General features: G+C 55.3%; 9 protein-coding genes. 2 read left to right on the top strand and 7 right to left on the bottom strand.

What is annotated here, in order from left to right:
* Positions 1–8: 8 nt before the first annotated feature.
* Complete coding sequence (locus BUB06_RS02380) at positions 9–4892, bottom strand: AvrE-family type 3 secretion system effector (protein ID WP_039473320.1); 4884 nt, start codon at positions 4890–4892, stop codon at positions 9–11.
* Between the two features lie 180 nt (positions 4893–5072).
* On the opposite strand from BUB06_RS02380, the gene BUB06_RS02385 reads away from it, so the two are divergent.
* Together BUB06_RS02385 and BUB06_RS02390 are read left to right on the top strand one after the other, a co-directional pair.
* Positions 5073–6548, top strand: coding sequence for a pectate lyase (locus BUB06_RS02385; protein ID WP_039473322.1), 1476 nt, complete (start codon positions 5073–5075; stop codon positions 6546–6548).
* 1 nt (position 6549) lies between these two features.
* Positions 6550–6873 carry a hypothetical protein gene (locus BUB06_RS02390; RefSeq protein WP_039473324.1) on the top strand — a complete coding sequence of 108 codons (324 nt, stop codon included), beginning with the start codon at positions 6550–6552 and terminating at the stop codon, positions 6871–6873.
* Between the two features lie 97 nt (positions 6874–6970).
* Here BUB06_RS02390 and BUB06_RS02395 read toward each other — a convergent pair whose 3' ends face one another.
* The 6 genes from BUB06_RS02395 to BUB06_RS02420 form a co-directional block, all read right to left on the bottom strand.
* Positions 6971–7237, bottom strand: a complete 267-nt coding sequence (locus BUB06_RS02395; RefSeq protein ID WP_039473326.1) for a type VI secretion system PAAR protein — start codon at positions 7235–7237, stop codon at positions 6971–6973.
* 49 nt (positions 7238–7286) lie between these two features.
* Entirely contained in the window at positions 7287–7997 is a 711-nt protein-coding gene (locus BUB06_RS02400; RefSeq protein ID WP_236689868.1) for a DUF2931 family protein, read from the bottom strand.
* Between the two features lie 144 nt (positions 7998–8141).
* Entirely contained in the window at positions 8142–8849 is a 708-nt protein-coding gene (locus BUB06_RS02405) for a DUF2931 family protein (protein ID WP_226509537.1), read from the bottom strand.
* Positions 8846–10840 carry a T6SS phospholipase effector Tle1-like catalytic domain-containing protein gene (locus BUB06_RS02410; protein WP_039471905.1) on the bottom strand — a complete coding sequence of 665 codons (1995 nt, stop codon included), beginning with the start codon at positions 10838–10840 and terminating at the stop codon, positions 8846–8848. Before BUB06_RS02410 ends, BUB06_RS02405 begins: the two co-directional genes overlap by 4 nt.
* On the bottom strand, positions 10840–11637 hold the full coding sequence (locus BUB06_RS02415; protein WP_039471903.1) for a DUF4123 domain-containing protein: 798 nt from the start codon (positions 11635–11637) through the stop codon (positions 10840–10842). The genes BUB06_RS02410 and BUB06_RS02415 overlap by 1 nt, the downstream gene beginning before the upstream one ends.
* Positions 11634–13661, bottom strand: a complete 2028-nt coding sequence (locus BUB06_RS02420) for a type VI secretion system Vgr family protein (RefSeq protein WP_039471901.1) — start codon at positions 13659–13661, stop codon at positions 11634–11636. Before BUB06_RS02420 ends, BUB06_RS02415 begins: the two co-directional genes overlap by 4 nt.
* Positions 13662–14066: the final 405 nt, after the last annotated feature.

Below are 14066 nucleotides of genomic sequence, written 5' to 3' on the forward strand. Positions count from 1 at the left end.
ATTTACGATTAACCGTTAAGCTGTAGGCCTTCCTGCTGGAGCTGCTGCAACGCGTTAGCGGTAGCAGGATTGGCTTTTGCAATCTCGCCACTCAGTTTGTAACTTTGTGGCACGGTTTGATCCTGTCCGTAGCTAAAGCTGACGTTGCCGAGCAGTTTATTCATACTGACGCCCGCGCTGCTTGACGCGTTGATGATGACCGCCGGGGTATTGAACCCTTCGCTCTTCTTCACCGCCTTCGAGACTTCAATGCTGGCAAGTCGCAAATTATTGCCGTCTTTGAACAGCGCGATGACGTCATCCTTGCCGTGCGTCTTGTTCTGAATGCCCTTCTCGATCTTTTCCCGCACATCGTCTTTCAGTTCCAGCGAGACCGTCACCGAGGCTCTGTCGTTATCCTGCAAGCGGCTCACGATATCCTTCAGCGCCGGATTGTCCGCGATCAGTTGATTGATACGATCGGCATTACTTGGCGGCAACGAAGAGAACAAGTGGTTGCCGATGACCTGAAACAGCCCGTTTTCCGTCAGTTTGCTGAGGTTGGTATAGGACGTCGTGTGTTTGACGCTATCCAGCGTGGCTCCGTCGCGCTGTGCGACATCCTGCCGCACATTCAGTTTTTGCAAATTCATCAATCCCTGATGCTGATCGTCGGTTTTCGCCGTTTTACCCGCAAAATGTTCATTCAGGATGGCCAGTTGATCGCCCGGTTCCGCCACTTTTTTCACGCTGTCGATTAAGAGCTGGCTGGCCGGATCGCTAAAGGCGGAAGCCAGTGTCTTGGTCAACGCCTCAATGTCTTTGTTCTCTAGCGGTTCGGCCTTTTTCATACCCAGACTAATTGACTGGTTAGTACGCGAGTCTGCCGCCACATTCACCCCGATGCTGGCCGAGGTGAAGAACGGGACAGTGCCCTCAGGCGTGGTTCTGGCGGCTCCGGCGCTGAGCGTCGCGTTTGCCCCCATCGCAGCCTGATTCATGAAGCGCAGGCGGTTGTCGGATTCCGTATAGGTGGTGGATTTCTCGCCTTGCGCGACGCTGGAGGAACTGGCGGCAGACAGCACATTGGCACTCGCCGTCACGCCAACCGACCCGCGTAACGTGGCGCTGGTTGGTGCCGCGCCTTTTTCCGTCAGGTTAATGCCGGCGCGCAGTTCCAGCGCTGCATTACCATCCAGATTGAAGCTGACCGTTTTCCCCGCCTTCACGCTGTGCTGCTCCCCTTTATCCAACAGGGCAAGCGGGTTGATGGTGCCGCTCGACAGGCCGTCAATAAATCCGGGGAGCTCTTCTTCACTAAGGGTAAAGTTCAAGGCGTTTTGCTGCGCCATTTGCAGGCTGGCGGATACGCCGAAGGAGGCGCGAACGTCCGGTGTGAAACTGTGTTTGCTGTTGATGCTTTGCGTCATCTGCGCCGAGGTTTTTCCTGTCAGATACTGGCTGACGTCATACCCGCCGGAGTAACTCACTTTCCCGGTAATCCCGCCCGAACGCTCGAAGGCAACGTTGATGCCATTTTCACCGCGAGAAAAGCTCAGATTGTAATTTCGTTCGCCGCTGACGCCGCCGCCCGGCACCGGAGGGAAAGGTAATGGCGTGCCGCTGACGACAAACGACATGGATGCCCCGCCGCCATAGGTTCGGTTAAAGGCAATGCTTTCGTTGCTGTCTAACGACAGCACGGTCGCCTTCATTTTATCGATCATGTCAGTCTGGCTGGTCGCCTGCATCACGGTTTTTGAGGTGACGCTGACGGCGTTGTCCTCTTTCCTGAACGCCTTCATAAAGGTCTTAACCGAATCGTAATCCGCCTCCAGCGATTTATGATTGGTGAACCCCATGTCGGTCATCTTCTTCACCGGGTTTTCACCGTAATCTCCCTGCCGCAGCGCGTTAAGCTCTTTCATCATTGATGCCAGTGCCGCCTCGCCCGGCGACGTGCCGGATAGCGCACCGATGCGATCCGTCAGCTTATGTAAGTCTCCCAGCACCAGGGTATCCAGCACCAGTCGCGTTTTCGCCAGTGACAGTGCATCGCTGGTATCCCGTTGCTGCCCAAATGATTCGCTATTCGGCTTTTGGGCTATCGGCGTTTTGCTGTCGACAAAGGTTTTGATCAGCGTACTGGCCGTACTCGTTTTCGATGACGGATGACTTTCCATCGCCGCCAGCAGTACCGGGGCCAGATCTTTTTCTCTGCCATGCAGGCTGGCGGGTTTGCCTTCCGGGTTCATCACGCCGTTATCGTTCACCACGCCCTGCTGCCTGCCAATCAGTAGCGCCGCTTTGGCCGAGCTGCTTTCCAGTTCGGTATGGAACTGTTTTAGCAGGTTCACCAGCGGTTTCCCTTTCTCCCCCAGATCCAGCTTGTCTAGCTTACTCGCCAGATCTGTCACCGTTCCCTGCGGTTGACTGGTCGTCGCATCCAGCTTTTTCAGTAATTCGGTTTGCATGTCATAAACAGGCTTCAGGCCTTCACGCCCGCTGACCTGATGCTGCACATGGTCGGCAAAGGTTTTTATCGGTCGCGGTACGTCTAGGGTGAACGAGACCAGATGGGCTCGCAGCAGATCTGACAGTTTACTTTTCACCTGCTGCGACTCTTCACCCGTTTTACCGAGAACCTGAACATCGGCTTTAAACGTAACCCCGGTTAACGGTATTTTTCCCCCTTTTGTCGCCACATCCAGCCGACCAAACACCGTTTCTGCCGCACGTGGCGCCGCGGTTAACGGCGCTTCCCCCTTTGGTACCGTCGTTTTCCATTCCTTCCCTTGCAGGGTATGGAGTTCATGCTCGTCATGCGCCACCTGCAAGTGATGCTGCGTATTCGTGCCCAGTGAATTCACTTTGCCCTCTGCCGGCGTCTTCACCGGCTGCCATTGTGCACTGTCGTGATTCGCCGCATTTTGCCAGTCGGTTTTCGGCAGTTGGAAAAGCTGCCCGTCTTTATTCAGGGCAAAGAGCGTCTGCTGGTGATCCAGCGCGATGTCCTGTATCTCACCGGCCAAGCCATTTTTAGGCAGCGCCAGCGGTGGCGCTGCGAGCTTATCCGTTCCCGGCTTGATCTGGTGGAAATGCAGATCGCCCTGCTTATCGACGGCAATAAATTTATTACGGTTGATCACTGCCATCGCCGAGACGCCATCGTCCTTGGCAATTCCCGGGAGCGCGGTGCCCGCAGACGGCGTCATACGCACCTGCGGCAGCGCAAACACGGTGTTGTCGCCGTGCGTAAACGTGTCTGACTTCTGGTTAATGGATAGCGGCTTGATTTCACCGTCTTTTAGCGTGTAAGCCTGATTGTCCAGCCCGCGCTTGAGCTGGCTGGCTTCAACGCTGGATGCCTCCCAGCTTTTGGTATTGCCGTTGTAAAAATGAACTTTGCCTTCCTGTAGCCCGATCTGCCCCAGTCGTCCCAGATCTAAGGTGTCTTTCGCCTCGGGCGCTGCCGTGGTCAGCCCCAGCTTATTATCCACCACCAGACTGTCGCTCAGGTTCCACCCCGGCGTAGGGGACAGCCCATTCTGCCCCAGAGGTGCGACGTGCTTTTGTCCCTGGCGATCGGTGGCGAGTGCCTGCGTCTGGCCGTGTTCATCGTGGGCAAATCCGGTAATACGATGGTCGTCACCCAGCACCGCATTCAGTTCCGGCGTGCTGGCCGGAGTCAATGTGGCGTGCGACTCACCCGCCTCGGGCAGCGGTGCGTGGTAAAGTTTGCCGTCATTATCGGCAATCAGCAGGTGTTCAGCGGTTAAGCTCACCGCTTTCGCAAACACGGGTTCGCCATTTTCCAGCTTAAGATCAACTGGCTGCGGTGTGGCATCCAGCGTGCTCATCAGATGCAACTGCGTAAGGTGATCCTGCTCGGTCAGCACGGCAGATTGCCCGTTCTGATTGGCAGAGAACGCCGTAATTTTATCGCTGAAGGTTGATGACGCCGTCCCTGACGACAAGTTGCTCAACGTGTGGTCATCTTTGACTGCATACAGTTGACCATCCCCCTGCCGGGATAACTGGCTGTGGGCGACATCGCTGCTTTGCTGCCAGACGCCAAACTCGGTATTCAACGCAAAGAGCTTGCCGTCATGAAGACGCAGTTGCTCACCCGCGCCTGACGCTGAATCGGGCTGTCGGTGGACACCAGTCAGCAACTCGTGGTTCATGCGTCCAGATAGCGGCACGCTCGTGGATTCGCCCGAGGTTGTTTTCAGAGCAATACGTTCCGGCGTGGACTCCAGCTGTACGTTACTCGCGCTCAACTTACCTGCTGGCACCGCGCTGCGACCGCTGCTGTGAAGCGCAATATGTTGATTGTCATCGCTTTGAATCACGAACAGCCGCCCTGATTTGTCGGCTAGCGCGTGCTGCTGCGCATCCTGATTTTCATGGTGGGCCACGAACGGTTGGCTATTCTTCCCGATGGTCTGTTGTAGCAGCGTGGTCAAGGCTTCCGGCAAGCCTTTGCCGAACTGAAGTTTACCGTGGCTGTCCAGCGTGATATCAGATTTCGCGGCGGCTGTAGAGGTATGATTGCCGCTTATTTTGATCTCAGCAGCTTCGGTGGAGGCAAAACGCGGCAGGCTCTGGATAGGCCCACCCGATGCCAGCGAATCACGCGGCGCGCGCGGTAACCCCTGACTCACACCTTCCGATGAAAAGAGCTCGCGCAAGGTAGTCGAGCGCGAGTCCTGGCTCTTCACTGAACTGCCATTTCCCTGTTCCAGCTCGGGCGGTTTGTTTTTATCATGCAAACCTTGCTGAATCAGAGACTGCGCACCTTTCTGGCTCGCACTGGTGCTAGTGCCCTGCGATAACGATGTTTTCGCTAACGTGGCAGGTGCAATTTCCGACGTGGATAGACCGGGCTGAACATGCTGGATTTTCTGCATAACAGGTTCCAAGGATGATGAAGTGATCGTGTCGGTTAAGTGGTCAGTTTCCCCTTCTGGTTCCCGACATCTTTCGCTTCCCTGAACGGGAACCACATCACACCTTCCCTCACTTAATACACAACAGACGTAAGCCTGTTAATGACTCATCACTATTCACTTCACTTTTAAGGAAATGTTATGGCCGATATGACGATTACGCTCAGCATACAACCCGGAGCAGGACTGTCATCGACAGGTCTTAATTCCCCGCTTTCGGGCAGCAACAGCGGGGCTTCGCAACGCTCTGCACAGCAGGATAGCCAGCTCATGGAGGCGCTGGGCACATTGCTTAGCGCGCTCTTGCCTAATGCACAGGGCAATACGCCATCCTCAACCGATGGCAGCCCGCTGGGCCAGGGCGGTGCGGGCAACGGCGGCAGCTCGGCGTTAGGGCAAAACGGCAGCCCTGCCGATATGCTGATGAAACTGCTGGAAACGCTGATTCAGGGCAAAAATGGTCAGGAAGCGGGGAGTCCACTCTCTTCCGGTTCGTCGGGCGCGGCAGGCGGCAACGGCGGTGCCTCACCGCTGGCGGGTTCATCCGGCACGGGTGGCGCAGGCGGTGCGCAAAATCCAGAAGATCTGAGCCGTTCTCTACTGCAAGATTCGGCAGGCAGCGCATTAGACAATGCGATTAGCCCAACGGCAGACGGCGGTGGTCAACTGAGCGGTAACGATCTGTTAAAAGCGCTGCTGGAATTGATCGGCAATCTGATGGATTCACAGAAAGGTGAATTCGGTCAGCCGCAAGAAAAAGGACAATCACAAGGTGGCGGTTCGCCGTCTGTGGGCGCGCCGCAGGCTTCATCCGGCGGTAGCTCGCCTGCCGCACCGTCTGCTCCCTCTGCTGGCGGTGGTGGATCCCCTGCTGCACCATCAGCGCCGTCGTCACCCGTTGGTGGTAGCAGCGGCGGCGCGTCTGCTCCACTAACAGCCGCCCCAACCGGTGTTGATGGCGGTTCGGCGACATCCCCCACCACATCAACAGCAGGTGCTGGCCCAGTTGCATTCCCAAAGGCCAGCGGTGATACCACCGTGGTAAATGACACCATCAAAGTCGGCCCTGGCGAAGTCTTTGACGGCGGTGGTAAAACCTTTACCGCTGGCAGCAAGTTAGGCGACGGTGGCCAGGCTGAAGGCCAGAAGCCGGTATTTGAGCTGGCTCCGGGCGCAACGCTGAAAAACGTGGTGTTTGGTGACAATGCAGCGGATGGCGTACACGTTCGCGGCGATGCCAAAATTGATAACGTGCATTGGACCAACGTGGGTGAAGATGCGCTGACGGTGAAATCCAATACTGGTAAGCCTGCCAACGTTGAAATCACCAACAGTAGCGCTCAGGGCGCTTCCGATAAAATTTTCCAGTTGAACGCAGATGCCAACCTGACTATCGATAATTTCAAAGCGAAAGATTTCGGTACGTTTGTCCGCACCAACGGTGGGCAACAAGGTAACTGGAACTTGAACCTGAGCAACATTGACGCAGAAAACGGCAAGTTCTCGTTCGTGAAAAGCGACAGTGAAGGGTTGAACGTCAAAGGCAGTAACATCAATCTGACGAACGTCAATAATCACTACAAAGTGCCGGATTCCGCCAACTTACAGGTGAAGTAAGATGCCAAACACGATGACCTCTCCCGCACCGACACGCTGGGCGGATCTTGCCAGACAAGGCGGATACATTACGCCGGCGCAACGTGAATCGTTCACGCAGGCGATCCATTTAGTGAGAACACAGTTGAACACGGTACTCAGCCAGTCAGGATCGCTGCGACGGGGTGAGTTCGAGTTCGATGCGTTTGTGGATTCGCTGGAGCAGGATTTTCTGCATCAGGCCGACATCCATACGAAGAACGGGCTACATAGCGACGTAGCCCAGACCTCGTTCTGGGTCGCCCGCCTGATCGCCGATCATTTTATTGCGGTGCGTCAAATGTAATACGTGCGCCATTACCGCATCAGGGAAAAGCCAGCCAGGGAAACCTGCGCTGGCTTTTTGTGGCTCGATTAGCTAGACATCAGGCGTCAGTAACCCATCACCCAATGGTGACCGTTCCCCCACCAATCAACACACCACCGCAACTCACCGCATCCCCCGTTCGTGCCGCGGGTTTACCATCAATAAATACACTCGATGAACCACCGCTGATGCTCCGAGCATGACCGTGGGGAACCAAAGAATCGCCTTGTCGGGCCAACGGCATGCCATCAACCTTAACCGTTGATGAGCCCGCCGCGACGGGCGTCGGCGGATGGTTACCGTGCCCGGTGTCGCTATCGCCTAATTTAACTGCGTTTCCCATTTTTAGTCCCTTCTTAATCCGTTGAGCACACACCGAGTGATAAATCACGTTATTTAATCGGCTGCTGGTCCGTTTTAGGCTGGTTGGCACGATAGGCATCCATGATCGGTGCCCAGTCCATGCCTAACGGAATAGGGTGCTGTTTAAACAGTTCGCCGTATTCTTTGTCAAAGTTCTGAAGCGTCACCGTATATTGACTCACGCCGATTGGAAACTTTTTATCATACCAATTGTCGGTGACCTCTTCGGCAATACCGCGGGCAAGCAAGAGATCTGGTTTGACAAGCAACTTATCGCCTTTCAATAGCACTTCATAATAGCCACCGGGTGCCAAGCCAAAATAAAGCCAGCTACGCTGGTCTATATGCTCACCAATCTGGTAGCGCTGCTGCATCTTTTGGGTCAAATCGGCAGGCAAATCAACCTTGATGCGGTAGCGCTTGCGATCGTAGGAGGACACCATCTCTATAATCGCCCTGTCGGGAACAGGCATGCCGCCTACCGGCAAGCCGCCACCGCCAGCCCAGTAATAGCGCTTTTGTGTAATCCGTTTTACGCTGGCACCTGGTCCTACCCCCCCGCCTGGATAGCCACCAATAAACGTCCCTCCACGATAAAACTCAACGTTGGTCGTCCAGATTTCATCGATATTGCTCCCCGTACCATAACTCCAGCGAACGTGAGTCATTGGATTCGGGCTTGAGCAGGCCACCAACGAAACACATAGCCCCAACGCCATAATAAAATATCTCAACATCATGCCTCCAGATTGCCGATGATATGCCGCCGTTCCTTGCTGACGGTGGTTTCCTGTTGGTGGGTTCCTGCTGGACTGGATATGCCTTGATTGCCAAAGGGCAACGCAACAGACCCTCGTCCAGCCTGTTGCGTTAGTGACATCGTGTTATTTAATCGGCTGTTGATCGGTTTTAGGCTGCTTAGCGCGGTAGGCATCCATAATCGGTGCCCAGTCCATGCCTAATGGGATGGGGTATTGCTTAAACAATTCGCCGTATTCTTTGTCAAAGTTCTGAAGCGTCACCGTGTATTGGCTCACGCCGATTGGAAATTTTTTATCATACCAATTGTCTGTGACCTCTTCGGCAATGCCGCGGGCAAGCAAGAGGTCTGGTTTGACAAGCAACTTATCGCCTTTCAATAACACTTCATAATAACCGCCGGGGGCTAAGCCAAAATAGAGCCAGCTACGTTGGTCTATGTGCTCACCAATTTGGTAACGCTGCCGCATTTGTTGTGCTAAATTTTTAGGTAAATCAACCGTGATTCGGTACCGCTTACGATCGTAGAAGGACACCATCTCTATCGAAGCCTTATCAGGGATGGGAACGCCTTCGGTAGGTAAGCCCCCCCCCCCAGCCCAGTAATAACGTCGGGCTGTGATTCTGTCGCCCAGCAGTCCACCCGCCCCACCGCCCGCTTCACGATCGGCGTAAACGAGTTTCCCATCACGATAAAATTCTGTGCGAGTATTGTTAGTGATATCAATATTGCTGCCAGTGCCGTAATCCCAGCGAACAGACACGGCTGGGGTTGAACAAGCGATCAAAGAAATACACATCCCCACTGCCATAATAAAATATCTAAACATCATGCCTCCAAATTGCCGATGATATGCCGCCGTTCCTTGCTGACGGTGGTTTCCTGTTTATGGGTTCCCGCTGGACTGGATATGCCCTGATTGCTGGCGCTACGGTGCACATAGTCGCGGCGCAGCGCCCGATAAACAGTTGCCGGAAGCTGCTGGCTCAGATTTTTTATCACGCCCTGCTCGGTGGCCGCCAACGCCCAGTTCTCATCCAGTTTGGTCAGATTGACCGCTGGCAATTTTATGGCTCCAGATTCAAGACTCAGTGTACTTACTGTAGGATCCCAGTCCTTAAACGGCACGCCGACGGCGCGTCCCGCCTCCACCATCATATGTAGTGGAATGCGCGAGTATTCCCCTTCTACCACGCGGCTCATTACCACCTCCACATAGACGGCCTTTTTCGGCCACGCATCGTCCTTACCGCGTCGGCGGATAAACGAATAGGGGATCAGACTAATCGCCCCTACCGGTGGCGTGGCGGCACGCGCTAAATGGGGATGAAGCCGATCCACCCAGCCTTGCGCGATTTTTTCCTCGGCATAGGCCTTCGCCTGACGATAGGCGCGGCTTTCGGTATCCTGCGTCGTCGTCGCTTCCTCGCTCATAAAGCGCTCCAGCTCAAGACATTCGGTTAGCGCCGGGTCGCTGTTCGGGTTACGCAGGCTCCAGCGGCTATAATACCCGCCACCGATATCGGAGTGCGCGCCCGGCAGCGCCAGTTCGGTAAAATGTGGAGGGATGCTGGTGCCAATCGCCGTAGGAGTGATGCGTGTTAAGGGGAAGTGTTTGCGTACCTCATCCAACGCCGTCAGATGCACTACCCGTTCGGCGCAGTCATCCTGCAAACGGATGTTGAGGCCGGGGTGATACGATGAGGCCACCGTATCAAAAATCCCTACAAAAGTGATACGCACATCGTCCCGGTTTGCCCAGTCAAATCCGGCTTTCAGGCGGATTGTGGGGGTATTGGCGATCGCTTGCACCAGCGGATGATCGGCCTTCTGGTCGATCACATTGACAAAATGGCGTGCCGCCGCTGCTCCGCGGCTGAAGCCAAAGACATCGAACACAATCCGGTGGACACACTCAATATTCGGTAATGTATTCTCTAAATCCCGCACGACAGCGGCAACAATTCCCTGTTTACAGGCCTGATGCACCTTGCCAACGGTGGAGGTATTTTCACCACCAAAATCCAGATCCAGCCCTTTTGTCAGCATATCGTCCGTTTGGTATTCCGTGCCGTCCTTCCCTGCAACCGGATCGCGCGTACCAATGCCGCTGATATAGCTATGGGCGACCAGCGGGCCAGCAGTCAGATCGTATTGGTTAAATAGCTTGCCCACATTAGTAATATCATTCGCCGCACTGTCACTCACCGGAAGCCGTCCCATCTGGCAGCCGCGTAGCTCTTTCTCCCGCTGCGCCGGATCGGAACAGGTTTCAGCCAGCCATTGCTCCACTTTTTTAAGGCCGGATTCGGCGTTATAAGTGTTATTCCCCGTGCCATCGAAGAACACGCCAATGCGCAACACGTTGATCTGGTAGCCTTTTACCTCGATAACGTAGGAATGCTTAGTAAATAGGCGAACCTTGCCGGCTTTTCCCTCCTGATGCGCCTCTGGCAACGGTTGTTCAGGTGCGGTCAGGCACAGGTCGCCGGTGGTCGCCTTAATATGTTCCCGTGGCGTTTCCTCATGCCCAGCTTGCTCTGCCACATAGGCGGGCACCGTACTTTGCCCTTCCTTCAAGGCTTCACGCGATTGCGCCGCCTTGAGCCAAGGTTGCGTCTCCAGTTTGACAGCTATCGGGCCAACGGCAAAACCGCGCACCAGCGTCGGCCCGTCGTTAAGCTTCACCGTTTCGGACTTGCCGGTATCGTCGGTTAGTGTCGCTTTTAGCCCCTTAAACGAACGGTTGTGCTCATCACGAACATCAATCTCTATCCAGCAATCGTAATGTTCGCAGGGGATGCAATAAGGATCGGCTGCCATCAATTAACTCCTATTAACGCATTATGCTGCACCATCCAGTGGTTAACCTGCACGAATTCAGCTTCGGTTAGCATCAGCGGCGCTTGGATACACTCCAGAGGCAGCCCAACCTGCAAGGCCAAGGCTCCCGCCACCACGCCATCAAGCACGTCCCCCTGAATTCCCTCCGCATTGGCTTGCCTGAGAACTAGCAAAATAGTGCCTGCCGGGTCGGGATGACGCTCCATCATGCTCGTCATGACCTGCCACAGACGCCGACGAAGAATATAGGCGTGGCGTTCGTCGTCATACAGTGCTGCCAGATGATGCGAACGAATATGAAACCAGGGCGTTTCTAACGAGGGATGAAACGGGGTATCAGGGTTACGCGTAAACCCACTGCCGTTGATCCAGAGTCCAGTGCAAGGCCCCAGAATGGCAGTCTGCTCTTCCTGGCTCATGGCACAGAACATCGGCAGGAAGATACGAGGTTCAGAGAAACGGAAACAGACAATCTCCCCTTCACGGATAACCTGTATCAGGCTTTGCCAGTGGCGGCGAACCATGTCAGTGGGCTGTTCGCTGACCAAATAAAAACCGTGCAGCTCGGGAGAATCCGCCACAAATTCGAGAGAAGGGTTAAGTAGTAGCCAAGGGCCTAGTGCGGCTTGATCACTAAACGGCGTACCAGCAAAGAGCGGAAAAGCTTCTCCCTCGCTGAGTTCATAGAAACGCGCCACCGCCGAGTAATCCGCCGCCCCATCGACGATCGCAAAGAGTGTCCCTCCATGCTCTGCTCGCCAGATATTCAGACTCATACTTTACCTCCCTTTGCGAGCGGGCAAGGCTTAACAAGCGGAGACATTGATTCCATGCTTTTATGAATAGCAGGGGCGGGTAACGTTGCGGGTGGTGCCGGAGGCACTGCAACACTACCCGGCAGGATGGGTATCTGCCCAGCCCAGCCAGAACCATTGCCAGCACTGCCGCCGGAGTTAATATTAATAGCCGCCCCGACCACACTCACGCCGCTGGGATCGATCTTGATGAAGCTTCCCCCGACTTTCAGCGTCAGCTCCGCGCCCGCTTCAAGAACCACCTTAGCCCCCGCTTTTACATGCACTTCCTGTCCGGCCTCAACCAGCAAAGCCTGTCCCAGTTTCTGGTGCATTGAGGCATCAACGGTCAGCGAGTAGTCCCCTTTAATGTGGTCACGTTTCTCGTTCTCGACCGTCAGGTGGTCGTTTGCTTTGATGCGGGTCACTCGCTCATGATCAATATCCGTATGCGCGTCGTGTTTGATGTGCCAGACGACGTCATTTTCAATAACCGCGTTGAGATCCTTCTGACCGTGAAGGTAAATCTCCTCCTGTCCGGCCTGATCTTCAAAGCGCAGCTCGTTAAACCCTTCTCCCTGATGCGTCTCCGTGCGCAGTACGGTACGTGTCTTGTGGGCTGGCAGGTCATAAGGCGGGCGGTTGGTGGCGTGAAAGGTTCGCCCAGTCACAATCGGCTGATCCGGATCGCCTTCAAGGAAGCTAACAATCACTTCATGCCCGATGCGCGGGATCGCAATCATGCCGTACTGGCCGCCCGCCCAGCCCTGACTGACGCGCACCCAGCAGGAACTCTGGTCGTTACTCGCCCCGTAGCGGTCCCACGGGAATTGCAGTTTTACCCGACCATACTGGTCGCAGTAGATCTCTTCCCCCGTTGGACCGACGACGGTGGCGATTTGCGGGCCGTCCACCATCGGTTTGTAGGGCATGGCGGCACGCCACGTCGTCGTGCCTTTCACCACAGTAAAACTGTTGCTCATGGTCGTCGGTTCGCCGCCGCTTTCCTCTTCCAGCGCCTGCGGCTGTTGCCCGACGTGCGTGACGCTCACTGTCTGCCACACCGCGTTCAGCGCCGCATTCGGGTGTTCCGTCAGGGTAAACGTATTGCCCGGCATCAGCCCCGCGCAGTTGGATTCCCCTTCGCTCGTCACCGCCCCTGAGCGCAGCGCATCCAGCCGGTAACCGCTGAACGCCTTGCCGCTCGGGTCTTGCTTATAGCGCCCCGGATAGTCGTAATGCTGGTAGCTTTCGCGCTGGTGCGCCAGTTCGCCGCTCATCTTCTTGTGTGACAGCCCGTAAGCCGGTGTCTTGAAGTTGTAGTCTTTCAGCTCGACGTCCGATGTGCTCACCCGCTCCGCATAGTGGAAGCGTCGAACATATTCGCCTTCGCTCAGCCCCTGTGTCGCCAGATTGAAGAACAGCTCGGGGCCTTTGGTCAATGCACCCGCATCGTCGGCAAACACCACGCGGTGCTTACCTTCTTCGTATTCGTGGAAGAAATACATGCCCTCCTCGGCGGCCAAGCGGGTGATAAAGGCTAAATCGCTTTCCCGATACTGCACGCAGTATTCGCGGGGTGCGTGGTCGTGGCGCAGTGCAAAGGCGTAGTCGGTGATGCCCGCCTCTTCCAGCAGCGCGCCGACAATCGCCTCCGGCTTCTGCGCCTGAAAGATGCGGGCGTTGGTGCGTAACCCCAGCCGCCACAGCGCCGGACGGACTTCCATCTGATAGCGCGTGCGCCGGAATCCGGTGTCGCCATGCGTGAAGCCACTGACAATCCCGCTGACCCGACGTTTCAGTTCGCCTTCATACCACATCATCAGCTCACACGGCTGGTCCAGCACCGCACCAAAATCGACATCCGGCAACGCGCTCGCCAGACTCAGCGACAGGCTGAAAGGCCGATTCAGCCCTTCATCCAGCCTGAAATCCACCACCGCGAAAGTGCCTGCTTCCAGGGCACCGACCTTTACGGTGAACTGTAATCCTGTACTGTTTGCCACCTGCTTTCTCCTTATTGTTATTCTTGTCCTGCTGCTACGGCTACCGCATGCGCCGATGCGTTCCGCCGCTCCCCTGATGAAAAGCAAAATGCTTAAACTGTGGTCTGAGTCTGCTCACACTACAGTTCATGTTGATAAAGCATCACATTGATAAGACAAGACGTTATAAAGACGCCCTATTGGCTAAAAACACCACGCTAGAGAAAAATGTAGAAAATTCAGGGCGAGTAGAGATTCGGTGTGTTCATGACACAGTAGGAGGCAAGAAAGTCGCGGGTATTAAGCGATAGGCAGAATAATGAGAACGTTCCCTGTGACATCCTTAATGCGAGTCCTGTTGATAAAAATGGCGCATAAAGGATAGCAAGCGAAGTGAAAACTCAATAGTGCGAAGAAAGGGCTGAA

The organism is Pectobacterium carotovorum (genome assembly GCF_900129615.1).
GTDB lineage: Bacteria > Pseudomonadota > Gammaproteobacteria > Enterobacterales > Enterobacteriaceae > Pectobacterium > Pectobacterium carotovorum.

Excerpts from the sequence above, each read along its gene's own strand:
- BUB06_RS02380 (WP_039473320.1), bottom strand. The coding sequence starts at position 4,892 with ATGCAGAAAATCCAGCATGTTCAGCCCGGTCTATCCACGTCGGAAATT.
- BUB06_RS02385 (WP_039473322.1), top strand. The coding sequence starts at position 5,073 with ATGGCCGATATGACGATTACGCTCAGCATACAACCCGGAGCAGGACTG.
- BUB06_RS02390 (WP_039473324.1), top strand. The coding sequence starts at position 6,550 with ATGCCAAACACGATGACCTCTCCCGCACCGACACGCTGGGCGGATCTT.
- BUB06_RS02395 (WP_039473326.1), bottom strand. The coding sequence starts at position 7,237 with ATGGGAAACGCAGTTAAATTAGGCGATAGCGACACCGGGCACGGTAAC.
- BUB06_RS02400 (WP_236689868.1), bottom strand. The coding sequence starts at position 7,997 with ATGATGTTGAGATATTTTATTATGGCGTTGGGGCTATGTGTTTCGTTG.
- BUB06_RS02405 (WP_226509537.1), bottom strand. The coding sequence starts at position 8,849 with ATGATGTTTAGATATTTTATTATGGCAGTGGGGATGTGTATTTCTTTG.
- BUB06_RS02410 (WP_039471905.1), bottom strand. The coding sequence starts at position 10,840 with ATGGCAGCCGATCCTTATTGCATCCCCTGCGAACATTACGATTGCTGG.
- BUB06_RS02415 (WP_039471903.1), bottom strand. The coding sequence starts at position 11,637 with ATGAGTCTGAATATCTGGCGAGCAGAGCATGGAGGGACACTCTTTGCG.